This is a genomic window from Caballeronia pedi, assembly GCF_001544915.2.
Taxonomy (GTDB): Bacteria; Pseudomonadota; Gammaproteobacteria; order Burkholderiales; family Burkholderiaceae; genus Caballeronia; species Caballeronia pedi.
This window is the reverse complement of record NZ_FCOE02000002.1, coordinates 327,466-354,181: the sequence shown is the minus strand read 5'-3', so window position 1 is coordinate 354,181 and position 26,716 is coordinate 327,466. Positions and strand designations below refer to the sequence as shown.

Here is a 26,716-nt window from a genome sequence, read left to right as displayed (position 1 = left end):
CGAAGCCGGTTTCATTCGCCGTCTATCTCGATGGTCACCTCGCCATCCTCGACATGCGTCTTGTACGTCCTGAGCGGAATCATGCATGGAGGCGCGACGACTTCGCCCGTTTTGATGTTGAACGAGCCGTTATGGAAATCGCACTCCACCACGTCGCCGTCGATATACCCCTCGGACAACGATCCGGGACCGTGCGTGCAGGTGTCGTTGGTCACGAAGTACTCGCCCTGAATGTTGAACACGGCCAGCGTGAGGCCGTTCTTCTCGATCTTGATGGCCTGACCCTCGGCCACGTCGCCGGCCTTGCAAAGACGGGCAAATGCGCAAGCTTGATGCATCGGTTCTCTCCTACTCCGTTTGACATGGAATGGGTCAAATGATAACTTTGTTCCTGTTTGATGAACAGCGTTCCTTTATGCGGAACACTTGGAAAACGACATCGAAAGAACACGTCCAGAGACGAGCGCAAACCTTGAGGCAAGCACCATGTTGAGAAAAGAGCAAAACGATCTGGTCACGCAGACCGGCCCCGGCACGCCGATGGGCGAACTGTTCCGGCGCTTCTGGCTGCCTGCGCTGCTTTCCGAGGAACTCGCGGAGCCGGGCGGCGAGCCGGTGCGGCTGCAGCTTCTTTCCGAACGCATGCTCGCGTTCCGCGATTCGGAAGGCAAGCTCGGTCTCATCGATGAGTTCTGCGCGCATCGCGGCGTGTCGCTCTGGTTCGGCCGCAACGAACAAGGCGGCATCCGTTGCCCGTATCACGGCTGGAAATACGACGTGAACGGTCAATGCGTCGATGTGCCATCGGAGCCCGCTGCGAGCGGCTATTGCAACAAGATCAAGCTGAAGTCGTATCCGCTCGTCGAGCAAGGCGGCGTGATCTGGGTCTACATGGGTCCGCAGGACGAACAGCCACCGCTGCCCGCGTTCGAGTTCTCGACGGTGCCATCGAGCCAGTCGTTCACGAGCAAGCGCCTGCAGGAATGCAACTGGCTCCAGGCGCTCGAAGGCGGCGTCGATTCGAGTCACGTCTCGTTCCTGCACAGCGGCAGCCTCAACACGGACCCGCTGTTCAAGGGTTCACGCGGCAATCAATACAACCTCTCCGACCTGAGCCCGGTGTTCGAAGTGGTGGAATCGGACGGCGGTCTCTTCATCGGCGCGCGCCGCAATGCCGAGGACGACCAGTACTACTGGCGCATCACGCCGTGGGTCATGCCCTGCTTCACGATGGTTCCGCCGCGTGGCGATCATCCGGTGCACGGTCACTTCTGGGTGCCGATCGACGATGAAAACTGCTGGGCCTGGAGCTTCGACTACCATCCGACGCGCGATCTCACCGACAACGAAGTGCAGGCGATGAAGGACGGCAAGGGCATTCACGTGCGCTACATTCCGGGCACGTATATTCCGCTGCAGAACAAGACCAACAACTATCTGATGGATCGCGCCGCGCAGAAGGCGGGCATCACGTATAGCGGCGTGGAAGGCATCGCGATGCAGGACGCGTCGCTGCAGGAAAGCATGGGCCCGATTCAGGACCGCACGCGCGAGAACCTCGTATCGACGGACAACGGCATCATCATGGTGCGTCATCGTTTGATGAAAGCGGCGCGTGCGCTCGCCGAGAAAGGCGTCGCGCCGCCGGGACTCGATCCAGACTCGCAGAAAGTGCGCTCGGTCGCGATCGTCCTGCATCGCGACAAGCCGTTCAAGGAAGGCGCGCACGATGCGCTTCACGCCGAAGCCGGCAAGGCGCACACGACCATCTGATGAGCATGAACGAAGCATATCGACACAGCGAATCCTCGCGCACCTTCAAGGCAGCGGTTGCAGTCGAGCCATCGCGCACGGAGATTCAAACGTTCGAGCGGCCGGCCGTCACGGCATCGACGGGACTATTGCGCGTCGCAATCACGGGCGTGTGCGGCAGCGATGGCCCGTACTATCGGCAACTGCCGCAAAGTCGCGGACCGCTGATTCTCGGGCACGAAACGGTCGGGCATATCGAGGAAGCGGGCGAACTCGCGCGCGCCCGCTGGGGCCTGAAAGAAGGCGATTACGTCGCGCTGGAAGAGTACGTTCCATGCGGCCATTGCGAATACTGTCTCTCCAATGAATTCCGGCTTTGCGATGCAACCGACTGGCGTCTCAACGGCCTGCGCTACGGCGCAACGGGGCTGCGCACCGCGCCGAGCTTCTGGGGCGGTTTCAGCCAGTATCAATACCTTCAATTGAATACGGTGTTTCATCGCGTGCCTTCGAGCGTCGCGCCGAAGCATGCCGCGCTTGCGCTTCCGCTGGGCAACGGCATCGAATGGGCTTATCTGCAAGGCGGCGCGGGACCGGGTCAGGCGGTCGTGATCCAGGGACCGGGACAGCAAGGTTTGTCGTGCGTCGTCGCGGCGCGTGAAGCGGGCGCGGCAAAGATCATCGTGACGGGGCTATCGACGAAAACGGATCGGGAGCGGCTCGAACTCGCGAAACGTCTCGGCGCGCATCACGCGATAGAAGTCGATCAGGAAGACGTGCTCGAACGCGTCGCCGATCTGACCGGCGGCGCGATGGCGGACCTCGTCATCGATTGTGCATCGGGTGGTCCTTCGACGGTCACGTCCGCGATCCAGCTTGCGCGCAAGCGTGGCACGGTCGTGCTCGGTGGCCAGAAGCGCATGCCCATTCCCGAGTTCAACAGCGACATGATCATCGCGCGCTTTCTCACGGTGAAGGGCATGCGCGGCCATAGCTATCAATCGGTCGAACTCGCGCTGCAACTCATCGCCGCGAATCGTCACGATGTCACGCGCATGAGCACGCACACCTTCGGCCTCGACGACACCGATCTCGCATTGCGCACCTTGCAGGGCGAAGGCGTAGAAGGCGCGATTCACATGACGATCGATCCATGGAAGTGACGACGCCCGATCATCACGCGCCCTCGGAAGCGCGCTTCAGAGTGCGCGCCCCGAATTCCGCGCCGCGTCGTATCAGGGTCATTGCTCTTACGGATGACGATGCCGAAGTGCGAAGATGCGCCGAGCGCGCGCGTGCCGATGTGCAGTTCGTGCGCGCCAGCGAGCTTGCCGCGTTATTGCAGACCGAAGGCGCCGATGCCGCGAGCATCCTGCGCAGCGTCGATGCGAACACGTCCGCGTTCAACGCGTGGCTCGGCACGCCGGACCTCGTGGTGATCGCGGGCCGCGAAGGTGACGATGCGCAAGCGGGCGCGGTCGCGGCGCAGGCGTATCGCAGTCGCGGCGTCACGGTGTCGGGCGTGGTCGGCCCTTCCCGCGATGAACTCGCATGCGCCGGTACGGCCGATCTGTTGCGACCTCATTGCACGATGCTGATCCTGCCGGTAAGCGCGGGCTATCTGGACGATCTGCTCGCCGCGCTCGGCGCATGAACAACGCATTCGTTCACGCACGCGTGGACAAGCAGGAGACAAGCTGTGAAGCAAGACATCAATCGATGGTGGACCGTCCTCGGCGGCGCGATCTGCCTGTCTGTCGGCGCGGGCGTGATATCGGCGTTCATGTTCGGCACCTTCATCAAGGCGATCGCCGCCGAAAACGGCTGGAGCCGCGCGCAGGTGTCGCTTGGCCTCACCATCTTCGAGTTCGCGATGGGGCCGGGCACGATCGTGCTCGGCTCGCTGATCGACCGCTTCGGCGTGCGACGCCCGACGATGCTGTTTCTGCTGCTGTTCGCAGGATCGATTGCGCTCGTCGGGGTGATCCCGGTTTCGCTCGCGCTTTTCTGTCTGGCGTTCGTGATGGTCGGCTTCTTCGCGCCGGGCAGCAATGCGTTGCCGTACGCGAAGGTCGTGTGCGCGCGCTTCGATCATCGGCGTGGACTGGCGCTTGGATTGACGGTCGGTGGCACGGCAATCGGCGCGATGTTGATGCCGCAATATGCAGGTTATCTGCTGCGTCATTTCGGCTGGCGCACGGGTTATCTCGGCGTGGCCGCGTTGATGGCGGTGTTATCGATTCCCGCGCTCTACTTTCTCGTGAAGATGCCGCCCGGCGTCGATGAAGCGATCGCGCGCCGCGCGCGGGAAGCGCGCGCCGATCTGCCTTCGCTCTGGACTATCTTTCGTCATGACCGCACGTTTCGCCTGCTGGGCATCGCGATCTTCTGCATGTCGGGCGTGTTGCTTGCACTGCTGTCGCAACTCGTGCCGATGATGACCGATCGCGGCGAAACGGTACGCGCCGCGGGGACGATGCTTTCTGTTGCCGGACTCGCGTCGGCGGTTGGGCGCTTGTTCGCGGGTTATCTGATGGACCGGGTCCACGCGCCTCACGTCGCGGCGATGTCGTTCGGCTTGACGCTTTGCGGGGTGCTGATTCTCGCGGCGGGCGCGACGGGGAATACGGCGATGGTTGCATCGGCGATGATCGGCGTCAGCATTGGGGCCGAGGCGGATATCATCACGTTCATCGTGAGTCGTTACTTCGACTTGCGCCTCTTCGGGCGCGTGTGTGGGGGTATGTGGGCTTGTTGGGGATGGGGCGCGGGCATCATGATTTTTCTTTCCGGCCTCTGTTATGACCTCACGCGGTCTTATCATCTGGCGTTGTGGGTATTTTCGGGGCTCGTTGCCTTATCGGTGGTTTCTATTATCAGGCTGGGGCCTTATGTTTATCCCGAGCAAGGGGATCCTCGGAAAGGTCTGGATACCGTTTCGGGTATGGGAATTGAATCATGACTTTCCATCGAAGCGTCTGTAGCCATCGACCGCTGACATGCTCTAGCGTCGCGACGTCGCCGCGTAGTGCGCGATGAGCGTCGGCAGGCGTGGCAGCGTGTGCGGCCAATGCGTCGCTTCCCGCGCGAGACGCGCCGCGAGACTCCTGCAACTGAACTGATCCGCCGCGAGCCGCACGATCACCTTGCGCGCGATCTTCCATACATCGACATTCGGTGCGATCTCCTGCGCCACGCGCTCGATGCGTTCCGCCGCCCGCGACAACAGCACCGCACGCGACGCGATGCGCCCGTGTCCCGCGCTGAACATGTGCTCCGCGGGCGCCTTGCCGATCGCGCCGAACAGTTGCGCAACGCCAACGCCGTGGCGCGCATGCGGCGACGCAAAACGCTCCGCCTCGCGCCGATACGTCGCTTCGACGCGCACTTCGTGATGCGTCGCGTTGGTCTCGGGCCGGCCGTGTTCGAGATGCGCGCGCGCCGCCGCCTTGTGATCGCCCGACATGAGCGCATGCGACACGCCGACGAGAAAATCGCGCTCGTGCGCGGCGAAGATCATCATCGGGTTATCGGCTTCCAAAACGATCTGACCGCGCGTCTCAGGCTCGATGCTCACGCGCGCGCCCGCCGCATCCAGCCCCGCGTGATATACGCCGACATCGAGCGACATTTCGAAGAACGCTTCGATGAGCGTCGCGAGGACATCGGCCTGATCGAGCCCGCATGACGCAAGCGCGTCCGCATCCGATAGCGCGGCGGTCTCGATCGCGCGCGTGGTCAGCACCGCGTCGTTGCAGTAATCCCACAGCACTTCGGGCACCGCGAGACGGTTGTCGTCGCGCAGGCGAAAGCGCAGGTAGCTCTGATCGGCGGCGCGCTGGCGCAAGTCGATCATCGCGTCGACGCTTTCGCGCGCCCGTTGCACCCATTGCACCGGATGCATCTCGCGCGCCTCTGCCGAGCGCCGTTCCGCGAAACGCGCCGCCGCGAGCGCGAGATCGAGATCGTCGTCGAGTTCGGCGCGGGTGTCGGCACGCAGCAGCGTCACGCGCACCGAGGTATCGCCGACGCGCGCCGCATGCGTCTGCTCCGCGATGCCCGAACGCAGCGGCATTTCGCTCAGCCCGGTGAGGTCGAAAGCTAGCGTGGCGGGAAACGTCGCCCTGCAAGCCGCGCGAAAGGCGGCCGCGTCGTAGGGCGTGAACAGTCCGTCGAGTTCGTGCAATGCGACGCGCACCGCCGTCTCCGCAAGCGCCGGATGACGCGCGAGCGTCCCGGAAGCGTTTTCCAGCACGCGTGAGAGTTGCGAGAGCGCGGGCACGCCTGCACCGAGCGGCGAGGCACGCGCGCCGTGAGACGCGAAGAAGCGCGCCACGCGGGTGATCGCGGCGCCGTCGCTCGTCAGCTGGCTTTCGCGGACGAACGCCCGGCCAAGCCGCCAGAGGGTCGCGAGTCGTCGGACAGGCAAATTCAGGCTCGCTGAAAGTGAGTTGAAACCGCTGAAAGACTGCAATGCCGCGCTGCGTGGCATCTGGATTGCTCAATGTGTAACACGATTCGGCGGAACCTGCACGCGGATCAAGCGAAGCCGTCTTTGCGCTCGACCGTGCTTATTTGTTTCGGTATCCTGCTTATATCTTCATTCCGGCATCCGTTGCTCATGATGTTCGTCAACGATTCCGACTTCACTTCATTGCAGGAAACATTGGCCGCGCAACCCGGTGTGCGCAGTTTTGTCATCGCGCACGATGACCGTATCGTGTTCGAGCACTATCGGCAAGATGTCGATGCGCAAAGCCTGCAGGACATCAATTCAGTTACCAAAACGGTCGTCGGACTCGCGGTCGGCGCTGCGCTGCGCGACGGTTCACTGCCGCCGCTCGACACACCCGTTTGCCACCTCCTGCCGGAGATGCGCGAATACGGCTTCGATCGCCGCGTGCAGCGCATCACGCTGCGGCATCTGCTGACCATGACGTCCGGCTTCGAATGGGATCAGAGCGTCATCGACGATTGCGTGCTCGGCCCCTGCGAGCGCTTTGCCCGCGAAGGAAGCCGGCTGCGCTTCGTGCTGTCGCGGCCGATCGCGCAGCCCGGCATACGACACGCCCAAGGGGGTGCGCGAGCTGTTTAGCCGGCATGTCCTGGACGCGTGGTGATCGCTATTGGCGCCCGGCTTTTATTTGCCAGCCGGCCACAATTGTTGCGTTGACTGTATCTTTTTGTCGATACGTACTTCGGATTAATTTCGATACGGTATCTTATTAAAGCGGTAGGCTACGCCGTATCACTATCAAGACCGAGGTCATTTCGAGCGCCCGAGCACGAAGACCATAACGATAAATCGAGAGAGGCGCCATGCAACACCCTTCCGAAGCCCCGATGGCGAAGGCGATGTACATCCTTGGCCAGATCGGCGCGATCATCTGCCATGAACGCGGGCCGCGCCCGCAAACCGCCGTGTTGACGAGGATGGCATCGCGGCCCGCCGAGGGGTTCTCGATCGCCGTCGCGCGAATGGACGAGATGTGCCCGCCGCGCCGCGGCCATCGGCGCGCGCTGCTGCAATGGAAGCACAAGGAAATCCGCCGTCTGAGTCGGATGCTGCCCGATCCTCTGCCGACGGCTGCGTCGGCGCACACGCAGATGCCGTTCTGGGCCGGCTATTGTCAGTATTGGGAAGACATGCTCAAGGAGCACGTTCAGCGCGACATCGATCAACTCGCGCTCAAACTCGACGACGACATTCAGCGCAAACGCACCGATGCCTGATCGTCCTTGCCTTCGTGCATCGAGAAATAATCCCGCAACATCGTGATCATTCCGTCGAGTTCCGTCGGCTTGACGAAGTAGCCGTTGAAGCCGGTCTGTTGCGCGCGCGTGAGGTCTTCGGGGTCCGTGCGGCTCGTATGCGCGATCAGCAGCATCGACAGATCGATCGCGCGAATCGCTTCGGCGGCTTCCCAGCCGTCGCCGAGCGGCATCACCAGATCGAGCAGGACCACGCCCGGCCGCCACTTGCGCGCGAGCGACACCGCGTCGAGCCCCGTGTGCACCGCGCGCACGGTGAACTCGGCATCCTCCAGCGCAAGACAGATCGCGCGCGTCGCCTCCAGATCGTCATCGGCGATCAGCACGCGCGGCTCGTCGGGGCGCGTCGCGCGCGGCGGAATCTGCCACAGCGCTTGCGAAGGAACACGGTTGTGTCGTTGCATCGTTTTGGCCTCGGAATGGACGGAGATGAGAGCAACGATCATTCCCTCGCGGGTTGCCGGACGCATCTCGCCAGGCGGGGTGCGGTCCGCCGACGTTACACTTCGGGATTACCCGGTGGCTGTCGCGGCGCGCCGGTTCACGCGCGCCGTGCAGGATCTGCACCGCCGTGGCTCGCGCGGCGGCGATGGTGCACACATCTCCATACGAGAGGCTAATCGATGTTCGTCGTGTATTGGCTCGGCGGCAACCCTGATATCGAAGGCGCGGCGCACTTCAAACGGTTCGATGAAAACGCGCTCGCCGACGCGCTGCGCTTCGCGGAAGACTTGCGCCGCCGTCAGTCCGATGGCGAGGACATCGGCTTCGTCACGCTCTGCAGTGAAAACCCGCATTCGGTCGGCAAGCCGGGTGTCGCCGATCCGCCCGCTGGTTACGAGTGGAGAAAGCGACGGCGTTAGAGCATGGTGGGCTTTTTGCGGCTACGGACTTTGAGCGGCACCTACTTTCTTCCCTGCTGCGAAGGACGCGATCGCTTTTGGCCACGGCCCGTCGCGCCATTTCCCCGGGTTATCCCTTAGGCATTTCGGATTGACTAACCTCGTCATCGAAATCAAACTGTGATCACAGATCAAAGATCAGCAAGGAAACACCTGTGGCGCCCCGATCCGCATCGCAACCCATTCCACAACTCGAAGTCATCGCCACAGAGACGATGGCCACGAAGGTCTATCAGCAACTCCGAGAAGCGATCATGAGCGGCAGCTTCGCCGCCGGTCAGCCGCTGAGTCTGCGCGGCGTGGCCGAAGCGGTCGGCCTCTCGACGATGCCCGTGCGCGCCGCGCTCACACGCCTGCGCGCGGAGGGCGCACTCGTCGATGGCCCGTCGCGCGGCCTCATGGTGCCGCCGATGACGCCCGAACTGCTCGAAGAACTGCGCGACGTGCGCATCGCGCTGGAAGGCTGCGTCGCGCAACGCGCTGCGGCGCGCATGACGAACGACGACGTCGCCGCGGTGCAACGCATCTTCGACGAAATGGACGCGCATGTCGAAGCCGATGACGCGCGCGCCTATCTGCGCTGCAACTTCGCGTTCCACACCAGCATTTACCGGCACGGCGCGAGCGACATGACGCTCGCGACGATCCAGAACATGTGGATGCGCATCGGACCGTTCCTGAACATGGTCGCGCCCGACGTGGCGCACATGCGCGTGTCGATGGAAGCGCATCGCCAGATCATCGATGCGCTCTGGAAGCGCGATGGCGCGGCGGTCGCGCGCGGCATCGCGAAGGACATTCAAGACGCGGCGCGTGATCTCGAAGCGCGTCTGCGCGCGCAGGAGAGCCGCATGCGGCGTCACGCGCAAGGCTGAACCGGAAGGGCGCGCCACACGCGCCTTGCACACAATTATCAGTATGACTAATCGCTTGAGCGAGGACGGTGCACGTCCCCGCAAAACATAACCACAAAGGAGTCAGACGATGGATTTCATGAAACTGCTCACGCCGCGCGCCGGCCTGCGCGTGCTGATCACGGGCGGCGCATCGGGCATCGGCCTTGCCATCGCGAAGGCGTTCGTGTCGACGAGCGCTCGCGTGCATGTCTGCGACGTCGATCCGAAAGCCATCGACGCGGTATCGACGGTTTTGCCGACGATCACCGGCACGCGCGCGGACGTCGCGAGCAAGGACGACGTTAAGCGCGTGTTCGAAGACGTGCGGCGCGAGCTCGGCGGTCTCGATGTGCTGATCAACAACGCAGGCATCGCTGGCCCGACGGGCGGCATCGATGCGATCGATTCCGACGACTGGGAAAAGACCATCGACGTCAATCTGAACAGCCAGTACTACTTTTCGCGCGAGGCCGTGCCGCTGTTGCGCAACGCGCCCGATGGCGGCGTGATCGTGTTCATGTCGTCGGTGGCGGGACGTCTCGGCTACGGCTTCCGCACGCCCTATTCCGCGACGAAGTGGGCCGTCGTCGGTCTCGCGAAGAGTCTCGCGATCGAGCTCGGACCCGACAACATCCGCGTGAATGCGGTGCAGCCGGGCATCGTCAAGGGACCGCGCATGGAAGGCGTGATCGCCGCGCGCGCGAAGCAGCTCGGCGTCGGCTATGAAGAAATGGAAAAGCAGTATCTCGCGAAGATTTCGCTGCGCCGCATGGTGACGCAAGAGGAAGTCGCGGCAAGCGTGCTGTATCTCAGCTCGCCGGCCGGCAGCGCGATTTCGGGCCAGGCGCTCTCCGTCTGCGGCAACGTCGAAACGCTCTGAAGAACATCGAGGAATATATGGCAACGAAACGCAAGGTCATCATCACATGTGCGCCGACGGGCGCGATCCATACACCGTCGATGTCGCCGCATCTGCCAGTCACGCCCGACCAGATCGCCGAAGCCGCGCTCGCGGCCGCGAAGGAAGGCGCGGCGATTCTGCATCTGCATGCGCGCGATCCCGAAGACGGACGCCCTACGCAGGACCCCGCCATATTCGAGCGATTCCTCCCGCGCCTCAAGTCGCAAACGGACGCCGTCATCAACCTGACGACGGGCGGCAGCCCGCACATGACGGTGGCGGAGCGGCTCAAGCCCGCGCATCACTTCCAGCCGGAAGTGGCTTCGCTGAACATGGGCTCGATGAACTTCGGCCTCTATCCGATGCTCGATCGCTTCAAGGATCTGAAGCACGACTGGGAGCGCCAGCATCTGGAGAAGAGCCGCGATCTCGTGTTCAAGAACACGTTCGCGGACATCGAATACATCCTGACGTCGTGCTCGGCCAACGGCACGCGCTTCGAGTTCGAGTGTTACGACATCTCGCATCTGTATAACCTCGCGCATTTCGTCGATCGCGGGCTCGTCAAGGGGCCGTTCTTCGTGCAGAGCGTGTTCGGCCTGCTGGGCGGCATCGGCGGTCATCCCGAGGATCTCGCGCACATGAAGCGCACCGCGGATCGCCTGTTCGGCAACGACTACGTGTGGTCGATCCTCGGCGCGGGACGCAATCAGATTCCGCTCGGCTCGATCGGCGTCGCGCAGGGATCGAACGTGCGCGTGGGCCTCGAAGATTCGCTGTGGATCGGCCCGGGCCAGCTCGCCGAATCGAGCGCAGCGCAGGTGCGCAAGATCCGGCAAGTGATCGAAGGTCTGTCGCTCGAAGTCGCGACGCCCGCCGAAGCGCGCCAGATGCTGTCGCTCAAGGGCGGCGACAACGTGAACTTCTGATTGTCCGATGCGCGCGCCGTGCATGCGGCGCGCGCACGCCATCGCTTCATTAGAAATACAGCGCCTACGGAGACATATCTTGAACAAGCCCAACACGACGAGCGCCGCGCCGCACGCGTCGCTCAACAGCCTGATGCTGCGCAAGCTGATGCCCTTGCTGGTGATCGTCTACGTGATCAGCTTTCTCGATCGCACGAACATCGCGCTCGCGAAGCATTCGATGAGCATCGATCTCGGCATCTCCGCCGCCGCGTACGGACTCGGCGCGGGTCTCTTCTTCCTTACTTACGCAGCCTTCGAGATTCCGAGCAACCTGATCATGCACAAGGTCGGCGCGCGCTTCTGGATCACGCGCATCATGGTGACGTGGGGCGCGCTCTCGGTCGCGATGGCCTTCGTCACCGGCGAAACGTCCTTCTATGTGATGCGCCTTCTGCTCGGCGCCGCCGAAGCGGGCCTGTTCCCCGGCGTGATGCTCTATCTCACGTACTGGTTCGGCCGTGAGGAACGCGCTCGCGCAACCGGCTACTTCCTGCTCGGCGTATGCGTCGCGAATATCGTCGGCGGGCCGCTCGGCGGCGCACTGCTCGAACTCGACGGCTGGCTCGGCTTTCACGGCTGGCAATGGCTGTTCGTGATCGAAGGCGTGCCCGCGATCCTGCTCGCGTTCGTCGTGTGGAAAATGCTGCCCGACCGGCCGACCAGCGCGCCGTGGCTGTCACGCGATGAAGCCGTCGCGCTCGAACGACGCCTCGCCGCCGAGCACGACGCGCAAGGCAGCAGCGGTCATGGCGCGGGCGGGTTCCGCAGCGTGCTCGGCGATCGTCAGGTGTGGCTCGCGATTCTCGTCTACTTCTGCCATCAACTGACGATCTACACGGTGATCTTCTTCCTGCCGGGCATCATCGGCGCGTCGGGGAAATTCTCGCCGCTCATGATCGGCCTGCTCAGCGCGACGCCGTGGGTCGCCGCCGCGATCGGCGCCGGCACGCTGCCGCGTTTCGCGAGCGATTCGTCGAAGAGCCGCCGCATTCTCGTCGGCGGGCTCGTCATCATGGCGACGGGCATGCTGATCGCCGCATGGTCGACGCCCGCGATCGGCCTGCTGGGCGTGTGCCTGTCGGCGTCGATGTTCTTCGTCGTGCAGTCGATCATCTTCACGTTCCCGTCGTCGCGGCTGTCGGGCGGCGCGCTCGCGGGCGGGCTCGGCCTCGTGAACTCGTGCGGTCTGCTCGGCGGCTTCGTCGGACCGACGGTCATGGGCATCATCGAGCAGACCACCGGCCGCGCGATGAACGGGCTCGTGTGTCTCGCGATCGCGCTGTTGATCGCGGCGGTGTGCAGCACGCGTCTGCGTCACGGCAACGAGCAACGCGCCGACGACAAGCGCCGCGTGATGTCGAACGCGTGACGTCCTGACGCTTCAACCCTTCGGCAACGTGCCGGGCCGCATATACGCGAACATGTGCGCGATGTAATCCGGCTTGCCGAGCGGCACGCCGTGATTGCGCAGAATCGCGTAAGCGGTCACGGCGTGAAAGTAGAACTGCGGCAACGCCCAGTCGCGCGCATAGTGCTCGCCGGTCATGTCGAAAATGATGCCGTTCGGCAGATCGAGCGCGATCTTCGATTCGCTTCCGGCATCGAATGCGTCGGGCGCGAGGCCGGATAAAAACGCGATCGCATCCGCGATACGCGCGCGAGCATCGTCGAACGAGCCGGGATGCTCGTTCGACTTCCACCCTTCTTCACGCACGTTCCGCAAGGTCTGCGGCACGTCTTCACCGCGCAGCCGATACACCGGCTCCTGCGCCTGAAAGCACACGAAACGCACTTGCGCGGCGAGCGGATACATGTCCGCCGCGAGGCGCAGCGTCATGAGCGCATCGGGCTGCGCGCCCTGCTCTTTCTGATGCGCGGCGGCCTTGTCGAGCCATGTCGAAAGACTCTTCAGCGTCTGCACGAAGGTCGGAACGAGAAGACGGGTCAGTTGCATGAAAGCGCTCCACGGTCGAAAGTCTGCGATCTTATCCCGATGCAGACCTTTCGCGCGCGCAACGATTCACAGCAGACCGAACACGGCGACGCCCGTCTTCGTGCCCACGAAGACCTTGCCGTTTGCGATCGTCGGCGAGACGAACTTGTTGCCCGGTCCGAACTGATCGCGCGAGCCCGCCGAATTGCTGCTGTACAGCTCGATCGCGAGATTGCTCGCGTCATACGCGTGCAGCACGGCGGGCGTCACGTTCTCCACGCCCCACACGATGCCGTTCGTGTTGCCGCTCGCGGAGATGACCGGCGCGAGGCCGGGGAAGCTCCAGTTGCCCGCCGGACTCGTGCTCTGGCTCGACGCCGTGGTCGCCACCACCGCGTTCACGATCGGCAGCGCCTTCAGGTGATCGCCCGCCGGGCCGACATAGATCGTGTTGTTGTAAAACGCGGGCGCGCTGAACATCGGGCCGGTGATCGTCGAGAACAGTTCCTGATAGACGTGATCGCCGTTCGAATCAAACTTGCCCATCGAGTCGCGATTCACGATGTAGAGCGCGCGCGTCTTGCCGCCGCCTATCGCGAGATGCCGGACGTTGCCGTTGATATCGGTGAGATCGGGCAGCACCAGCACGCCGCCCGAGCCGAGATCGAGGTCGGCGCTCGATTGCTGCACGGTGTCCGAAGGCTCGAAGTAGTCGGTCACCTGCAGCGTCGGCGTCGGCGTGACCTTGAGGAAGCCGTTGCCGAAGTCGCCCTTGTTGGGCATTTCCTGCGCGTTGGTGGTCGGATCGAACGTGCCGTTGCCATCGAGGAAATAGATCGACGTGCCATCCGATGCGAGTCCCGCGCCACTCATCCAGATGCCGCCCATCTCGCCGTTCGGCGTCACGTTGACGACGCCGGTCTGGTTGAGCGTATCGGCGCTGTAGCCGATGACCCAGCCGGTGTACGGCAGCGTGTCGCAATGCGAGCTCCACGCGGTGTAGACGACGCCATTGAGCAGCAGCAGCGACGCGCGCTCGATGTACTGGCCCGGCGTAAACGGCACGACGCCGTTCACGCTGCCCGAGCCGGTGCCGGGATACGAAGCGGTGATTTCCGTCGGGCCGCCGAACAGTTCGGCGCCGGTCGCGATGTCGATCGCGTGAATGCGCTGGTGATACGCGCCGCCGCTGTCTCTCGACATGCCGACGACATACATCGCGCCATTCGGCCCGCGCGTGCGGTCGATGACAGGCGTCGCCGTGATGCCGATGGTCGGCGTGGTCTGGTTGCAGCCGTGATCGTCGCTCGGCACTTCGCCCGCGAGCAAGGTGGAAACACGCCACAGCACGGTGCCCGTGTCGGCGTCGAACGCATAGACGCTCGCGTTCTCGGTGGCGACGTACAGCACGTTATGCGTGCCGCCCGCGACCGGCACGTTGCCGAGATAGAGCGGCTGTGCATCGACGGCGCCATCGACGGTATAGAAACCGAGCTTGCCGAAGGTCGACGGCTTGACGTTAGCCGGCGTCAGCCTGGTTTCGCTGAGTTGCTGCGCGGTGCGCAGGATGTCGTTGTGATACGTGGTGACGTCCACCGGCGTCGACGCGGACGGCGAGCTGGTGGCGGGCGAGCTTGCGTTGGAAGGCGCGCTCGCAGCGCCGCCCGACGATGCCGCCGAGGGGCCCGATGACGCCGACGCGGGACTCGATGCCGCCGCGGGGCTCGATGCGGCGGAGGCGCCTCCGCTCGTCGCGGTGGTATCGGAATTGGAGCTTCCGCCACTGCATCCACCGATGACTGCGACAGCGACTGCAAAAGCGACTGCGATCACGCCAACCGACAAGTGCCCTTTCATCTGCGCATCTCCGTTTTGGACGGGCCGAGCCGAGCGCCCTGGCGATTATTGTCTGCGACGGCTTAATTGGGGAAAAAATCGTCGGGCGATGGCTAGGCTTTGGCGGAATGATCGGATGACGTTATGTATTGGTGTGATGATTAAAATTTGAAAAGCGGACGATCGGGCAGTTATCGCCGACGCGCGGTAAGGACTGCCATGCACCCTGACGGGCACATTACAGCACAGGACAGCCCGCAAGGTGAGACCGATGAAACGCCTGATCTACCATCCGCTCGTCGCACTGACGACGCTCTATCTGGCCGAATTATTGAGCCGGTCCGATTTCGGGCTTTCGGGCACTCTGTTCGTTCTGGCGACGCGTTCGGTATCGCGGCTCGTCAACGCGTGGCGCAACGACGCGATCTGAATCGGAAAGAAGTTCGTCTGACTTAAGCGTTCACCGGAAAAAAGTAAAAAAGCTTAAATCGGGTAAGACGACAAAAATTGAACGGTTAGGCTTGTTGCTTACGGAATGTAGGCGATGTCTTGATGCTTACAACGAAAACATCAGAACCTGAGAGAACGATGACCCAACCCAACGACGTCGTTTATAAAGGACATTTACTAAGCGCCACCGCCGTTCTGGATCAGGACAAGTATGCGGCGACGCTCGTGGTTCGGGAACCGAGCGGCGCGCGCCGCGCAAGCGGCCTGCTCGGCGAGTTCGCGAGCGCGACCGGCGCCGTGCGTTACGCATTTGCCTATGGCATGGCGGAAATCGACCATCGACAGTCCGCGCGACATTCGCGCCAGTCTCACGGCACCAGCATTCGCTAGCACGCCCGCTTCATGACGCACGCAGCGGCATCCATGCGGCTCGCGCCTCGATCATTCCAATGAGAGATCAAAATCTATGATCATCTATCATCGGGGAGCGGCTTTTCAGCCCTCCGTCACGCAAGTGGGTAATGCATTCGTCGCGACGGCTTCGATTCTCGAAGAGGACGGCCATGCAACCTCGCTCGGCAATCTCGGCGCGTTCGCCAGCAAGGACGGCGCGCTCGGATTCGCGGTCCGATGCGCGACGGCCTTTCTCGATGGTGACGATCTACCCCTGCCGCCCTATCGCCTGACTCCGCAATAAAGGTCAGGTCCGGCTCGAAGGAGTTTGAGCGCGCGCCTCGCGAAACCGGAAGAATCCGCTGCGCAGCATGACCGAAGTACCGCCGACGCGGCTGAGCACATGTTCGGCCGCGCCTTCGATCGACGAGCGATGGCTCTCGAAGGCCTGCTGCAAATCTTCCTCGCGCCACGACGCCGCGCCAAAGTGATCCTCCAGCGCCTCGGCGGAAATCGTGCATTCCACGCGCTCGCCATCGGCGACGGCGGCGAACGTGAGCGAAGGCTCATCGCCCTGATAGACGGGCGTCTGACTCGGAAACGTGATGTTCATGCCGATACCTCGTGGAGCGTTGCGCGGTATTCCGACGTGCAGCACATATCCATTCAGTCTCAGCCATCGATCTACGCCGCGTATTGATCCAGATCAAGGCGTCGGTGTGGACGGCGCGCGCGTGAGCAGCACGGGACACGTCGCACGCCGCACGAATGCTTCCGCGACGCTGCCGAGCGCGAGCCGTCGCAATCCGGTCCGGCCGTGCGTGCCCATCACGACGAGATCGGCTCGCATGGCAACCGCCCGGCGTTGCAGGCATTTCGCGATCGTATCGGTCACGTTGCGGGTTTCCGCCAATTCCGTTTCACAGTCGATGCCCGCCTCGACGAGACGCGCATACGCGATTTCCAGCGCCTGCCCGCCTTCCTCGCGAACCGTCACGCGGTACTGCGCCGGATACGACGAAAGGGCCGCACTGTCGATCACGAGCACGACGCGCACTCGGGCGCGTGCGCCAATGCGGATCGCCTCATCGAGCGCACGCTGTGCGCATTCGCTGCCATCGAGCGCCACCAGAATATTTCGGTACATGATCTCGTCGCCTCTTCAGGGGTTGTAGAGACGCGCAGTCGAGCATCGGGTGCACCGGCCCACGACGTGCCGGAATGTCCCGTTCGGCTACGCGGCGTGTACGATGAAAACAGTCTAGTTTTTCAGGAGGCAACATGAAAGCGGTGTGCCCGCTGCACGGGCCGACGACCATCATCCGCACGAACGCGTACGGCTTTCCTGTCTATGCATGCTGCTGCGACGACGTGCCGTATGTCACGCCACCGGATGCATGCACGCGAGCGCCGACGCAACGCGGCGCTCCCTCCGAGCCACAGAAGCCCCGGCAACCAAAGTCCACGAAGGAATGAGCGTTACGCCGGATCGGCTTCCGCACGGGCGACGGCGATCGCTTCCTGTCGAGGACGGCGCACGTTGATCAGGCACACCGCCAGCATCGCGATGACGCCGGGAATGGCGATCGCGATGAAGTTCTGCTGAAGCGGCAACGCCCTGCTCACGAGCAAGCCGATCACGATGGGCGCGAGAATCGCGCCGCTGCGCCCGATGCCCGATGCCCAGCCGATGCCCGTCGATCGAATCGCCATCGGATAGAACTGCCCGGCGAACGCGTAGGTGACGATCTGCGTGCCGATCGTCGAGGCGCCCGCCAGCCCGACCAGGAAGAACAGCACGCCGACGGGAACCTTCACGCCCAGCAGGCTGATGGAAATGGCCGCGAGCGCGTACATCGCAATCAGGACGTGCTTGATGTTGAAGCGGTCGGCGAGCCATCCGCCGCCGATCGCGCCGATCATCGCACCGAAGTTCAGCACGAGCACGAACGTGAGCGCGGAGCCGAGGCTGTGTCCGGCGTTCGCCATGAGTTTCGTCAACCACGAACTCAACGCGTAGACCATGAACAGGCACATGAAAAACGCGATCCACAACATGACCGTGCTCAAGCCGCGGCCTTCGGCGAACAGGCGCGTGATCGTCGAGCCGGGCGCGGCTTCTCGGTCGGTAAGCGAAAAGCTGTCGGCTTGTTGCGGCACGTATGCCGGATCGATGCGAGGAAGAATCGCCTTCAGGCTATCGGCGCGCTTGGTTCGAACCAGAAATGCGAGCGACTCGGGCATGAACTTCAGGATCACGGGCGCGAGCAGCGCCGGAAGACCCGCCGCGATGAACACGGATTGCCAGCCATAACGCTCGATCATCGCCTTGCCGACGAGCGCCGCCAGCATGCCGCCGACAGAGTATCCACTGAACATCACCGTCACCATGGTGCTGCGAATTTTGCGCGGCGAATACTCGGTCATCTGCGCCACGACGTTCGGCATCACGCCGCCGATACCCAGTCCCGCCAGGAAGCGCACAATGCCGAACATCACCGGATCGTGTGTCAGACCCGCCGCGGCGGTGAATACGCTGAAGAGCAGAAGGCAGATCACGATGGCCGGCACGCGGCCGATTCTGTCGGCTATCGTTCCGAGAAACACCGCGCCGATCATCATGCCGAGCAAGGCGGAACTCACCATGAAACCGGCGCCCGTCGCCTGCACACCCATGTCCTTCATGATCGATGGCAACGCGATCCCGACAACCGCGAGATCGTATCCGTCGAAAATAATGATGAGCGCGCACCAGAAAAGCAGCAGCACATGAAACTTCCGGAACCTAGCTTCGTCGCATAGCTTTTGAACGTCGATTTGACGCATGATGTCTCCTTGATTAAGAACTGCTTTAATTCCGCGATTTTCTTTTTCGATTGATGCGCCGGCGCGCGGCGCGCGCGCGTTTCCATCGCTGCATGCGAAAGCCAGCACGGGCGGGATCGGGTGATGGTCGACTTCGTTGACGGACTGCGTTGACGGCTTTTTCTGTGAGTCGGCCCAGAATAGGCGACCCGGTTATCCAGCGTCCAATACCGAATTGGTGGCTGGCTATACCTTGCGGGAATGAAAGGCGTCAGGCTTGACGATATCGCGTATCAGACGTGACTCAGCGTGCGCTTGACCGTGTCGCAGAGCCATTGCTGCGCAGCGGAATCCTCCGCGTGCGGATACCAGTACAGATTGACTTCGAACGTCGGTGTCGGGAACGGAAGCGGCAATACCCGCAGCCGGCCTTCGCCCGCGAACGCGCGCGCGATGCGCGTCGGCAGCGTGAGCAGGAGATCGGTGGAGGCGACGGCCGAAAAGAGACTCGTGAAGTGCGGTACGCGCAGAACGATTTTCCGGCTCAGTCCCATCTCGCTCATCACGTCTTCGACGAGATGATGTCCCGTGAAAGGCGCGACGACCACATGATTCGCGCCCACATAATCTTCGAGACTCAAACGCTCGCCGATAACAGGATGCGACGCGCTGAGAAGACACGAATAACTTTCGCTGAACAGCGTCGACTTTCTCACCTGGCCGCCGACGAACTGAAGATTGCCCACTGCGGCATCGACATAACCAGTCTGCAACCACTCCGCGATCAAGCCGCTGTCGATCTGCACGATCTCGAGCCCGACCGAGGGCGCAACCGTCTGGAACTCGCGCACCAGAAGAGGCAGAAAAGACAGCTCGCCGAGATCGGAGAGCGCGAGTCTGAACGAGCGTTCCGATTGCGTCGGGTCGAATTTACGGGTGGCGGCTATGGCCGACTCGATGCTTTCCAGCGCGCCCTTGAATGAATTGAAAAGCTGCGTGGCGTTGAAGGTCGGCACCATGCCGTCGCGCGTGCGCGTGAAGAGCGGATCGTGCAGCAGATCTCGCAGTCTCGTCAGCGAATAGCTCACCGATGGCTGCGTGATGCTCAGACGCTTCGCCGCCGCGCTGACGCTTCGCGTTTCATAGATCGCGACGAATGTTCGTATCAGATTGAGATCCGTGCTCATGGTCATCACGCATATAGACGGTCTCTATTATAAGAACGAAAAAACGATGATTGGCCTTATTTGCTTCGCGCTCATAGGATGCAAGCACGCAAAGGAACCACGGCCATGAAGACGATCCATCAAGCTTGTTACGACATTCTCCGCAACCAGGGACTGACGACTTTCTTCGGCAATCCCGGCTCGAACGAGTTGCCCTTTCTGAAAAACTTTCCGGATGACTTCCGCTACATCCTCGGCTTGCACGAAGGCGCGGTCGTCGGAATGGCCGATGGCTACGCACAGGCGACCGGCCGCCCCACGCTCGTGAATCTGCATTCGGCGGCCGGCACCGGCAACGCGATGGGCGCGCTCGCGAATGCATGGAACTCGCACACGCCGCTCGTCGTCACGGCGGGGCAGCAGGTTCGCGCGATGGTCGGCGTCGAGGCGCTGCTCGCCAACGTGGATGCCGCCACGCTGCCGCGTCCGCTGGTGAAGTGGAGTTGCGAGCCGTCATGCGCGCAGGAAGTGCCGCTCGCGCTCAGTCGAGCCATTCATACCGCCGGCTCCGGCGCGAAGGGACCGGTGTATCTTTCCGTTCCGTACGATGACTGGAAACAGGAGGCCGCTGCGGGCGTCGATCATCTCGCGAGCCGGCGTGTCGACGTGGCGGGACTTCCTTCCGCCGCGACGATCGACGCGCTCGCTCGCGCGCTCGAACAGGCGAATAACCCCGTGATGGTGCTCGGACCGGACGTCGATGCAAGCGAAGCCAACAGCCTCGCCGTGTCGATTGCCGAAAAGCTCGCGATGCCCGTGTGGATGGCGCCGTCGGCGCCGCGCTGTTCGCTTCCGACGACGCATGCCTGCTTCCGCGGCCTGTTGCCCGCGGGCATCGCAAGCATCAGCGGATTGCTGGAAGGGCATGATCTCGTGCTGGTCGTCGGCGCGCCGGTGTTCAGATATCACCAGTACGAACCCGGCGAATTCCTGCCGCCCGGCGCGCGGTTGATCGCCATTACGTGCGATATCAACGAAGCCACGCGCGCGCCCATGGGCGATGCCATCGTCGCCGACATCGCCTCGACGCTCGACGCCTTGAACGGCGCCATTTCCAGAACGCATCGTCCGATGCCCGCCTCTCTGCGCCGGCCAGAACCCGCGTCCGAGGAAGCCGGACGGCTCGCGCCGGAACGCGTGTTCGACATCCTCGATGAAATGGCGCCGCGCAACGCGATCTATGTGAACGAATCCACCTCGACGACCAACCTGATGTGGCAGCGACTGCGCATGACGGAACAGGGAAGCTACTACTTCGCCGCAGCCGGTGGCCTCGGCTTCGGGCTGCCCGCCGCAGTCGGCATTCAACTGGCGAAGCCTGAACGTCGCGTCATCGGCGTGATTGGCGACGGCTCCGCGAACTATGGCATTCAGGCGCTGTGGACGGCGGCTCGTTACGACATTCCGGCCATCTTCATCATCATGAAGAACGGCACGTATGGTGCGCTGCGCTGGTTCGCCGGCGTGCTGCACGCCGAAAACGTGCCCGGTCTCGATGTTCCCGGTCTGGACTTCTGCGCGCTTGCGCGTGGCTACGGCGTCGAGGCATTGCACGCGGATTCGGGCGCGTCGCTGACGGCGGCGCTGCGTCAGGCGCTTGCCGGCAACAAGCCCGTGCTGATCGAAGTCGAGACGCGCGTGTCATGAAAACGCTCGTGAACGTCGCGGACTTTCGCGCTCGCGCGAAGGCCCGGCTTCCGCGCATCGTGTTCGATTATCTCGAAGGCGGCGCGGAAGATGAAATCGGTCTTCGTCACAATCAGGATGTGTTCAAAGGCATCAGGTTTCAGCCGCGCAGACTCGTGGACGTGAGCGCACGCAGCACGCAAACGACTGTTCTCGGCAAACCGATGTCCGCGCCTCTCGTCGTCGGTCCGACAGGCCTGAACGGGATTTTCTGGCCGAAAGGCGATCTGGCGCTCGCTCGCGCAGCCGGTAATTTCGGTATTCCGTTTGCCTTGTCCACCGCGTCGACTTCATCCATCGAGGACGTGGCGAAAGCCGCGACCGGCGAGCTCTGGTTCCAGCTCTATGTCGTCCATCGCAAGCTGGCGGAATTGCTGGTCAGGCGCGCATTGAGCGCCGGCTACACGACGCTGATCCTGACAACCGATGTCGGCGTCAACGGCAAACGGGAGCGAGACTTGCGTAACGGCTTCGGCCTGCCGATGCGTTATTCAGCGAAGACGATTTTCGATGGCATGCTGCATCCGCGCTGGTCGTTCGATCTCGTTCGGGAAGGCATGCCGCAACTCGCGAACTTCGCGAGTCAGGACGTGCAGGACACGGAACTGCAAGCCGCCTTGATGAGCCGGCAAATGGACGCCAGCTTCGCGTGGGACGACCTGAAATGGCTGCGCGATCTATGGCCTCATGCGCTCCTCATCAAAGGCATCAGCCGGGTCGACGACGCGCAACGCTGCATCGCGCTCGGCGCGGATGGCGTGATTCTTTCCAATCACGGTGGCCGGCAACTGGATAGCGCCATCGCACCGCTCGAAATACTGAACGATACTGCGCGTAGCATCGACGCTCCCGTGTTCATCGATAGCGGCATCCGCCGTGGCGCGGATGTGGTGAAGGCCATCGCGCTGGGCGCGCGTGCGGTGCTGCTGGGCCGCGCGACGCTCTATGGCCTCGCGGCCGATGGCGAAGCGGGCGTCGACGCCGTGCTCGCGCTTCTCAAGAGCGAAATCGACACCACGCTCGCCCAGATCGGATGTCCGTCCGTGCAGCAACTCGGCTGTGAGTTCATCTGGGACGGTGTTCATCGGAAAGAAGCTGCCGACACAAGCAAAGTGCCCGAATCGATATAAAAGGAGACGAACATGGACGAAATCAGGATCACCGGACTGCGCGCGCGGGCAGTCAACGTACCCCTGCCGTATCCGCTCAAAACGGCGTCCGGGACGATCGTTACGTCGCCGCTCGTGCTGATCGACCTGCTGACCGACGCGAACGTGACGGGTCATGCCTACGTTTTCACGTACTCGCCGATTGCGCTGAAACCGGTCCAGCGTCTGGTAGACGAACTGGAAGCCGTCGTGAAGGGCTTGCCGCTTGCGCCTTTCGAGATCGACCGCGCGATGAACGCGCGATTCCGCCTGCTCGGCCATACGGGCCTGATGCGCATCGCGACCGCCGGTATCGACATGGCTGCGTGGGACGCGCAGGCCAAGGCGCATCGGCTGCCGCTCGTCGAACTGCTCGGTGGCCGGGCGCGGCCGATTCCCGCTTATGACAGCCACGGCATGGACGATGTCGAACTCGGCACGAAACGCGCGCAAGAGGCCGTCGAAGCCGGCTTCGCGGCCATCAAGACAAAGGTTGGCTATGAGACGCTGGAGCGCGATCTGCAAGTCGTGCGCGCAATCCGCCAAGTGACAGGCGACTCGGTTCAACTCATGGTCGACTTCAATCAGGCATTGTCCGTTCCCGAAGGCAAGCGCCGGGGCCGCGCGCTGGAAGCGGAGGGCGTCGCGTGGATCGAAGAGCCTACCGCGCAGCACGACTACGCCGGACATGCGTCGATCCGGGCAGCGTTAAAGGTACCGGTGCAGATCGGCGAAAACTGGTTCGGTCCGGAAGACATGCAAAAGGCCATCGACAGTCATGCCTGCGATCTCTGCATGCCTGACGTGATGAAGATCGGCGGCGTGACGGGCTGGCTCAAAGCCAGCGCGCTCGCTGAACAACACGGTCTGCCCATGTCCAGCCATATCTTTCAGGAATTCAGCGCGCATCTGCTGGCCGTGACCCCGACCGCGCACTGGCTCGAACGCATGGACCTCGCTGGCCCAATTCTCGAACCGCTCCTTCGATTCGAGGACGGCAAGGCTCACATCGGCGATGAGCCGGGCGCCGGCATTTGCTGGCGCGAGGACGCGATCAGCCGCTTTCTCGTTTAAAGACTGAAATCACGCCTCCACGGCCACGCAAACCTGACATTTCGTCATGCTAACTACGAGCCTCACAGAGCTCGCGCATCCATTCATTCCGGAGACAAAGATGGACCATAACGCCGCCGCTGGCGACGCGCTGTACGGCACGCGCCTCAACTCCAGACATCTGATGGTGATGTTCTGGTGCTCGATGCTGATGCTCTTCGATGGCTACGATCTCGTGATCTACGGATCGATCCTGCCTCAGCTGATGCACGACTGGCAACTGTCTCCCGTCACCGCGGGTTTCATCGGCAGCAGTGCGCTGTTCGGCATGATGGTCGGCGCGCTGACGCTCGGCAGTTCCTCCGACCGGTTCGGCCGTCGGCGCATCATTCTGCTGTGTCTCGTGGTCTTCGGCGTGGCCGCTTTCGGGAACGCCTTCTGCACCAACACGACCGAATTCACGCTCTGCCGCTTCATGACCGGCGTCGGTCTCGGCGGCATGGTGCCGAATATCGTCGCGTTGATGACGGAGATGTCGCCGCGCAGCAAGCGCAATATCATGGTGACGATCATGCTCAGCTTCTTCTCGGTCGGCGGCGTGATCGCGGCGCTCTCCGGGAAGGCGATCACACCGGCCTTCGGTTGGCGCGCCAACTTTCTCATCGCCGGCATTCCGCTGTTGTTCTTCCCCGTTTTCTTCAAGTGGCTGCCCGAGTCGTTGAGCTTTCTGATCGCCCAGAAGCGCTTCGCTCAGGCGGATCCGATTCTGCGAAACTATGCGCCGGACTTCGAGGGCAATGCTGCAAGCCTTGCTATTACCGGCGAAAAGGAACCGGATGCGCACCCGCGCATGCGCGCGTTCGATCTCTTCGCGCACGGCCGGGCGCTCGACACCTTCCTGCTCTGGATCGCGTTCGGCATGTGCATGCTGATGGTGTACGGCCTGAACACCTGGTTGCCCAAACTAATGGCCGCGAACGGCTATTCGCTGGGTTCGAGCCTCACGTTCCTGATTACCCTGAATGTCGGCGCGGTCGCCGGAGGACTGTTCAGCGGCTGGCTGGCGGACCGTCACGGCGGCAAGCCGACGCTGGTCCTGTACTTCGCGATAGCCGCCGTGTCCATCGGACTGCTGGGTTACAGGCAATCGCCCTTCGTCCTGAATCTTCTTCTGATGGCGGCCGGCGCGACGACCATCGGAACGCTGTGCATCGTCCACGCGTTCGCCGCGCAACTCTATCCCGCAAGCATCCGTTCGACGGGCGTGGGCTGGGCCGCCGCCGCGGGACGATTCGGCGCGGTCGCGGGGCCGGCCCTCGGCGGATATCTGCTGAGCCAGCAGTTCCCGATCACATTCAACTTTCTCGTCTTCGCGGTTCCCGGGGCCGTGGCGGCCATCGCGGTGCTGCTGATTTCCAATCGCCGCGCACGGGCGGAGCCTCACGTGCGCACCCTTGCGCCTCACGTCGAATGAGATGTCTTGCGAAAACATCGTCATACCAAACCGGAGATAACACCATGAGTAACGAAGGCAACGCGCATGTCTGGAATGCGCGCATTCATTCAAACGGCTGGAAGACGGCCAGGGGCGGCACGGCGTTCGTCATCGAACCGGCGACGGGCGAGCGAATCGGCGTGATCGGCATCGGTTCGCCCGAGGATATCGACGATGCCGCGTCATCGGCTGCGCAGGCTCAGGAAGCGTGGGCCGCGACGCCCTTCGATCAACGCGCGGCCATCATGCGGGAGGCAGCGCGGCTCCTGAAGGAACGCGCGCACGAGATCAACGAGTGGAACGTTCGCGAGTGCGGCTCGACGCGCGCGAAGGCGGAGTGGGAGCTCCACGCGGCCTATGAGCAGTTGCAGATGGCCGCAGCGCTTCCCATGCAGCCGGATGGCGCGCTCTATCCTTCGGCGATCGCGCATCGGATGAACCTGTGCCGACACGTTCCGGTGGGCACCGTCGGCGTCATCGCGCCATGGAACTTCCCGATTCTTCTCGCGATGCGCTCTGTCGCGCCGGCGCTCGCGCTCGGCAACGCGGTCATCCTGAAGCCCGATCCGCAAAGCGCTGTCGCGGGCGGCCTGTTGCTCGCCAGGGTTTTCGAAGATGCGGGCCTGCCGCCCGGCGTGCTGCATGTCATTCCCGGCGGCCCCGCGACCGGCGACGCGCTCGTGCGTCATCCGAAGGTCGGCATGCTTTCCTTTACCGGATCGACGGGCGTCGGCCGCTCGATCGGCGAAATCTGCGGTCGCATGCTCAAGAAGGTCGCACTCGAACTCGGCGGGAATAACGCGATCGTGGTGCTCGATGATGCGGACGTCGAAGCCGCAACATCCAGCGCAGCGTGGGGCGCTTTCCTGCACCAAGGGCAGATCTGCATGCAGACGGGACGGCATCTCGTGCACCGCTCGATCGTCGGGCAATATGCGGCGAGGCTCGCCGAACGTGCGCGCAATCTCACGGTGGGTGATCCCTTCAAACAGCAGGTGCATCTCGGACCGCTGATCAACGAAAAGCAGCGTGATCGTATCGACGGCATCGTGCAAACGAGCGTCGATGCCGGCGCGACGCTTCTCGCGGGCGGCCGGTTCAGCGGGCTCTTCTACGAGCCGACGGTTCTCGCCGGCGTCACACCGGACATGGCAGCGTTCAGGGAAGAAATCTTCGGGCCGGTCGCACCGGTCACCGTTTTCGACAGCGACGATGAAGCCGTCGAACTCGTGAACGCGTCGGACTATGGACTGGCGGCTGCAATCCATACCCGCTCGATGTCACGCGGGCTTGCATTGTCCTCACGCATCCGCGCCGGGATGGTGCATCTCAACGATCAGACCGTGAACAACGAGTTTCATGTGCCGTTCGGCGGAATGGGCGCATCCGGTAATGGCGGACGCTTCGGCGGACCGGCTAACGTCCATGAATTCACGCAGACGCAATGGGTCAGCGTGATGGACAGTCCGATCCGCTATCCGTTCTGAACGAGCGCTT

28 protein-coding genes are annotated in these 26,716 nt (G+C 62.9%); 19 read left to right on the top strand and 9 right to left on the bottom strand.

Annotated elements, in window-relative coordinates; translation table 11 throughout:
• Window positions 1-11: 11 nt before the first annotated feature.
• Entirely contained in the window at window positions 12-338 is a 327-nt protein-coding gene (locus tag AWB80_RS04195) for a non-heme iron oxygenase ferredoxin subunit (RefSeq protein WP_061173359.1), read from the bottom strand.
• 148 nt (window positions 339-486) lie between these two features.
• On the opposite strand from AWB80_RS04195, the gene AWB80_RS04190 reads away from it, so the two are divergent.
• From AWB80_RS04190 to AWB80_RS04175, 4 genes are read left to right on the top strand one after another with little or no spacing between them, the layout of a single operon-like run.
• Window positions 487-1,773 carry an aromatic ring-hydroxylating dioxygenase subunit alpha gene (locus tag AWB80_RS04190; protein ID WP_061173358.1) on the top strand — a complete coding sequence of 429 codons (1,287 nt, stop codon included), beginning with the start codon at window positions 487-489 and terminating at the stop codon, window positions 1,771-1,773.
• On the top strand, window positions 1,773-2,915 hold the full coding sequence (locus AWB80_RS04185) for a zinc-dependent alcohol dehydrogenase (RefSeq protein WP_244206386.1): 1,143 nt from the start codon (window positions 1,773-1,775) through the stop codon (window positions 2,913-2,915). The genes AWB80_RS04190 and AWB80_RS04185 overlap by 1 nt, the downstream gene beginning before the upstream one ends.
• Window positions 2,906-3,406, top strand: coding sequence for a hypothetical protein (locus AWB80_RS04180; protein ID WP_061173357.1), 501 nt, complete (start codon window positions 2,906-2,908; stop codon window positions 3,404-3,406). Before AWB80_RS04185 ends, AWB80_RS04180 begins: the two co-directional genes overlap by 10 nt.
• Window positions 3,407-3,451: 45 nt before the next feature.
• Window positions 3,452-4,714, top strand: coding sequence for an MFS transporter (locus AWB80_RS04175; RefSeq protein ID WP_061173356.1), 1,263 nt, complete (start codon window positions 3,452-3,454; stop codon window positions 4,712-4,714).
• A 42-nt stretch (window positions 4,715-4,756) separates the two neighbouring features.
• Here AWB80_RS04175 and AWB80_RS04170 read toward each other — a convergent pair whose 3' ends face one another.
• Window positions 4,757-6,181, bottom strand: a complete 1,425-nt coding sequence (locus AWB80_RS04170) for an AarF/UbiB family protein (protein WP_061173547.1) — start codon at window positions 6,179-6,181, stop codon at window positions 4,757-4,759.
• Window positions 6,182-6,307: 126 nt separating this feature from the next.
• On the opposite strand from AWB80_RS04170, the gene AWB80_RS04165 reads away from it, so the two are divergent.
• On the top strand, window positions 6,308-6,847 hold the full coding sequence (locus AWB80_RS04165) for a serine hydrolase domain-containing protein (protein ID WP_160147406.1): 540 nt from the start codon (window positions 6,308-6,310) through the stop codon (window positions 6,845-6,847).
• A gap of 224 nt (window positions 6,848-7,071) precedes the next feature.
• On the top strand, window positions 7,072-7,485 hold the full coding sequence (locus tag AWB80_RS04160) for a hypothetical protein (RefSeq protein WP_061173354.1): 414 nt from the start codon (window positions 7,072-7,074) through the stop codon (window positions 7,483-7,485).
• Here the strand turns inward: AWB80_RS04160 and AWB80_RS04155 are convergent.
• Window positions 7,461-7,928, bottom strand: a complete 468-nt coding sequence (locus AWB80_RS04155) for a response regulator (RefSeq protein ID WP_061173546.1) — start codon at window positions 7,926-7,928, stop codon at window positions 7,461-7,463. The two genes, AWB80_RS04160 and AWB80_RS04155, sit on opposite strands and share 25 nt — an antisense overlap.
• Window positions 7,929-8,147: 219 nt before the next feature.
• Here AWB80_RS04155 and AWB80_RS04150 point away from each other — a divergent pair, with 219 nt between their 5' ends.
• The 5 genes from AWB80_RS04150 to AWB80_RS04130 all read left to right on the top strand — a co-directional run bounded on the left by AWB80_RS04150 (window position 8,148) and on the right by AWB80_RS04130 (window position 12,563).
• Entirely contained in the window at window positions 8,148-8,387 is a 240-nt protein-coding gene (locus AWB80_RS04150) for a hypothetical protein (protein WP_061173353.1), read from the top strand.
• Between the two features lie 254 nt (window positions 8,388-8,641).
• Window positions 8,642-9,301 (top strand): GntR family transcriptional regulator, encoded by a 660-nt coding sequence (locus AWB80_RS04145; protein WP_279628637.1) that lies wholly within the window; start codon window positions 8,642-8,644, stop codon window positions 9,299-9,301.
• Between the two features lie 109 nt (window positions 9,302-9,410).
• On the top strand, window positions 9,411-10,202 hold the full coding sequence (locus tag AWB80_RS04140; RefSeq protein WP_061173351.1) for an SDR family oxidoreductase: 792 nt from the start codon (window positions 9,411-9,413) through the stop codon (window positions 10,200-10,202).
• 17 nt (window positions 10,203-10,219) lie between these two features.
• Window positions 10,220-11,152 (top strand): 3,5-dioxohexanoate:acetyl-CoA acetone transferase, encoded by a 933-nt coding sequence (kce, locus tag AWB80_RS04135; protein WP_061173350.1) that lies wholly within the window; start codon window positions 10,220-10,222, stop codon window positions 11,150-11,152.
• A gap of 133 nt (window positions 11,153-11,285) precedes the next feature.
• Window positions 11,286-12,563: an MFS transporter gene (locus AWB80_RS04130; protein WP_244206399.1), complete on the top strand. Its 1,278-nt coding sequence runs from the start codon at window positions 11,286-11,288 to the stop codon at window positions 12,561-12,563.
• A gap of 12 nt (window positions 12,564-12,575) precedes the next feature.
• Here AWB80_RS04130 and AWB80_RS04125 read toward each other — a convergent pair whose 3' ends face one another.
• Together AWB80_RS04125 and AWB80_RS04120 are read right to left on the bottom strand one after the other, a co-directional pair.
• A complete protein-coding gene (locus tag AWB80_RS04125) occupies window positions 12,576-13,148 on the bottom strand; it encodes a DUF1993 domain-containing protein (RefSeq protein ID WP_061173348.1) in 573 nt (190 codons plus the stop codon).
• 66 nt (window positions 13,149-13,214) lie between these two features.
• Window positions 13,215-14,984, bottom strand: coding sequence for a PQQ-binding-like beta-propeller repeat protein (locus tag AWB80_RS04120; protein WP_061173347.1), 1,770 nt, complete (start codon window positions 14,982-14,984; stop codon window positions 13,215-13,217).
• A 250-nt stretch (window positions 14,985-15,234) separates the two neighbouring features.
• Here AWB80_RS04120 and AWB80_RS43850 point away from each other — a divergent pair, with 250 nt between their 5' ends.
• The 3 genes from AWB80_RS43850 (at window position 15,235) to AWB80_RS04110 (ending at window position 16,110) form a co-directional block, all read left to right on the top strand.
• Window positions 15,235-15,393 (top strand): hypothetical protein, encoded by a 159-nt coding sequence (locus tag AWB80_RS43850; protein ID WP_160147405.1) that lies wholly within the window; start codon window positions 15,235-15,237, stop codon window positions 15,391-15,393.
• A 158-nt stretch (window positions 15,394-15,551) separates the two neighbouring features.
• On the top strand, window positions 15,552-15,803 hold the full coding sequence (locus AWB80_RS04115; RefSeq protein WP_061173346.1) for a hypothetical protein: 252 nt from the start codon (window positions 15,552-15,554) through the stop codon (window positions 15,801-15,803).
• Window positions 15,804-15,879: 76 nt separating this feature from the next.
• Entirely contained in the window at window positions 15,880-16,110 is a 231-nt protein-coding gene (locus tag AWB80_RS04110; RefSeq protein WP_061173345.1) for a hypothetical protein, read from the top strand.
• 3 nt (window positions 16,111-16,113) lie between these two features.
• On the opposite strand, the gene AWB80_RS04105 is transcribed toward AWB80_RS04110, so the two are convergent.
• The 4 genes from AWB80_RS04105 to AWB80_RS04085 form a co-directional block, all read right to left on the bottom strand.
• Complete coding sequence (locus AWB80_RS04105) at window positions 16,114-16,419, bottom strand: DUF1488 family protein (protein WP_061173344.1); 306 nt, start codon at window positions 16,417-16,419, stop codon at window positions 16,114-16,116.
• Between the two features lie 93 nt (window positions 16,420-16,512).
• A complete protein-coding gene (locus AWB80_RS04100) occupies window positions 16,513-16,953 on the bottom strand; it encodes a universal stress protein (protein WP_061173343.1) in 441 nt (146 codons plus the stop codon).
• A gap of 332 nt (window positions 16,954-17,285) precedes the next feature.
• Window positions 17,286-18,632 carry an MFS transporter gene (locus tag AWB80_RS04090; protein WP_061173545.1) on the bottom strand — a complete coding sequence of 449 codons (1,347 nt, stop codon included), beginning with the start codon at window positions 18,630-18,632 and terminating at the stop codon, window positions 17,286-17,288.
• Between the two features lie 272 nt (window positions 18,633-18,904).
• Window positions 18,905-19,798 (bottom strand): LysR family transcriptional regulator, encoded by an 894-nt coding sequence (locus AWB80_RS04085; protein ID WP_061173544.1) that lies wholly within the window; start codon window positions 19,796-19,798, stop codon window positions 18,905-18,907.
• A gap of 105 nt (window positions 19,799-19,903) precedes the next feature.
• Here AWB80_RS04085 and mdlC point away from each other — a divergent pair, with 105 nt between their 5' ends.
• The 5 genes from mdlC (at window position 19,904) to AWB80_RS04060 (ending at window position 26,706) form a co-directional block, all read left to right on the top strand.
• Window positions 19,904-21,484: a benzoylformate decarboxylase gene (mdlC, locus tag AWB80_RS04080; protein WP_061173543.1), complete on the top strand. Its 1,581-nt coding sequence runs from the start codon at window positions 19,904-19,906 to the stop codon at window positions 21,482-21,484.
• The gene (locus AWB80_RS04075; protein ID WP_061173342.1) at window positions 21,481-22,653 is read left to right on the top strand and encodes an alpha-hydroxy-acid oxidizing protein; all 1,173 of its coding nucleotides are present in this window, start codon (window positions 21,481-21,483) and stop codon (window positions 22,651-22,653) included. Before mdlC ends, AWB80_RS04075 begins: the two co-directional genes overlap by 4 nt.
• A 12-nt stretch (window positions 22,654-22,665) precedes the next feature.
• Window positions 22,666-23,745 (top strand): enolase C-terminal domain-like protein, encoded by a 1,080-nt coding sequence (locus AWB80_RS04070; protein WP_061173341.1) that lies wholly within the window; start codon window positions 22,666-22,668, stop codon window positions 23,743-23,745.
• 100 nt (window positions 23,746-23,845) lie between these two features.
• Window positions 23,846-25,198 carry an MFS transporter gene (locus tag AWB80_RS04065; protein ID WP_061173340.1) on the top strand — a complete coding sequence of 451 codons (1,353 nt, stop codon included), beginning with the start codon at window positions 23,846-23,848 and terminating at the stop codon, window positions 25,196-25,198.
• Window positions 25,199-25,242: 44 nt separating this feature from the next.
• Window positions 25,243-26,706, top strand: a complete 1,464-nt coding sequence (locus AWB80_RS04060; protein WP_061173339.1) for a benzaldehyde dehydrogenase — start codon at window positions 25,243-25,245, stop codon at window positions 26,704-26,706.
• The last annotated feature ends 10 nt before the right edge of the window (window positions 26,707-26,716 follow it).

Excerpts from the sequence above, each read along its gene's own strand:
- AWB80_RS04195 (WP_061173359.1), bottom strand. The coding sequence starts at position 338 with ATGCATCAAGCTTGCGCATTTGCCCGTCTTTGCAAGGCCGGCGACGTG.
- AWB80_RS04190 (WP_061173358.1), top strand. The coding sequence starts at position 487 with ATGTTGAGAAAAGAGCAAAACGATCTGGTCACGCAGACCGGCCCCGGC.
- AWB80_RS04185 (WP_244206386.1), top strand. The coding sequence starts at position 1,773 with ATGAGCATGAACGAAGCATATCGACACAGCGAATCCTCGCGCACCTTC.
- AWB80_RS04180 (WP_061173357.1), top strand. The coding sequence starts at position 2,906 with ATGGAAGTGACGACGCCCGATCATCACGCGCCCTCGGAAGCGCGCTTC.
- AWB80_RS04160 (WP_061173354.1), top strand. The coding sequence starts at position 7,072 with ATGCAACACCCTTCCGAAGCCCCGATGGCGAAGGCGATGTACATCCTT.
- AWB80_RS04155 (WP_061173546.1), bottom strand. The coding sequence starts at position 7,928 with ATGCAACGACACAACCGTGTTCCTTCGCAAGCGCTGTGGCAGATTCCG.
- AWB80_RS04150 (WP_061173353.1), top strand. The coding sequence starts at position 8,148 with ATGTTCGTCGTGTATTGGCTCGGCGGCAACCCTGATATCGAAGGCGCG.
- AWB80_RS04145 (WP_279628637.1), top strand. The coding sequence starts at position 8,642 with ATGGCCACGAAGGTCTATCAGCAACTCCGAGAAGCGATCATGAGCGGC.
- AWB80_RS04140 (WP_061173351.1), top strand. The coding sequence starts at position 9,411 with ATGGATTTCATGAAACTGCTCACGCCGCGCGCCGGCCTGCGCGTGCTG.
- kce (WP_061173350.1), top strand. The coding sequence starts at position 10,220 with ATGGCAACGAAACGCAAGGTCATCATCACATGTGCGCCGACGGGCGCG.
- AWB80_RS04130 (WP_244206399.1), top strand. The coding sequence starts at position 11,286 with ATGCTGCGCAAGCTGATGCCCTTGCTGGTGATCGTCTACGTGATCAGC.
- AWB80_RS04125 (WP_061173348.1), bottom strand. The coding sequence starts at position 13,148 with ATGCAACTGACCCGTCTTCTCGTTCCGACCTTCGTGCAGACGCTGAAG.
- AWB80_RS04120 (WP_061173347.1), bottom strand. The coding sequence starts at position 14,984 with ATGAAAGGGCACTTGTCGGTTGGCGTGATCGCAGTCGCTTTTGCAGTC.
- AWB80_RS43850 (WP_160147405.1), top strand. The coding sequence starts at position 15,235 with ATGAAACGCCTGATCTACCATCCGCTCGTCGCACTGACGACGCTCTAT.
- AWB80_RS04115 (WP_061173346.1), top strand. The coding sequence starts at position 15,552 with ATGACCCAACCCAACGACGTCGTTTATAAAGGACATTTACTAAGCGCC.
- AWB80_RS04110 (WP_061173345.1), top strand. The coding sequence starts at position 15,880 with ATGATCATCTATCATCGGGGAGCGGCTTTTCAGCCCTCCGTCACGCAA.
- AWB80_RS04105 (WP_061173344.1), bottom strand. The coding sequence starts at position 16,419 with ATGAACATCACGTTTCCGAGTCAGACGCCCGTCTATCAGGGCGATGAG.
- AWB80_RS04100 (WP_061173343.1), bottom strand. The coding sequence starts at position 16,953 with ATGTACCGAAATATTCTGGTGGCGCTCGATGGCAGCGAATGCGCACAG.
- AWB80_RS04090 (WP_061173545.1), bottom strand. The coding sequence starts at position 18,632 with ATGCGTCAAATCGACGTTCAAAAGCTATGCGACGAAGCTAGGTTCCGG.
- AWB80_RS04085 (WP_061173544.1), bottom strand. The coding sequence starts at position 19,798 with ATGAGCACGGATCTCAATCTGATACGAACATTCGTCGCGATCTATGAA.
- mdlC (WP_061173543.1), top strand. The coding sequence starts at position 19,904 with ATGAAGACGATCCATCAAGCTTGTTACGACATTCTCCGCAACCAGGGA.
- AWB80_RS04075 (WP_061173342.1), top strand. The coding sequence starts at position 21,481 with ATGAAAACGCTCGTGAACGTCGCGGACTTTCGCGCTCGCGCGAAGGCC.
- AWB80_RS04070 (WP_061173341.1), top strand. The coding sequence starts at position 22,666 with ATGGACGAAATCAGGATCACCGGACTGCGCGCGCGGGCAGTCAACGTA.
- AWB80_RS04065 (WP_061173340.1), top strand. The coding sequence starts at position 23,846 with ATGGACCATAACGCCGCCGCTGGCGACGCGCTGTACGGCACGCGCCTC.
- AWB80_RS04060 (WP_061173339.1), top strand. The coding sequence starts at position 25,243 with ATGAGTAACGAAGGCAACGCGCATGTCTGGAATGCGCGCATTCATTCA.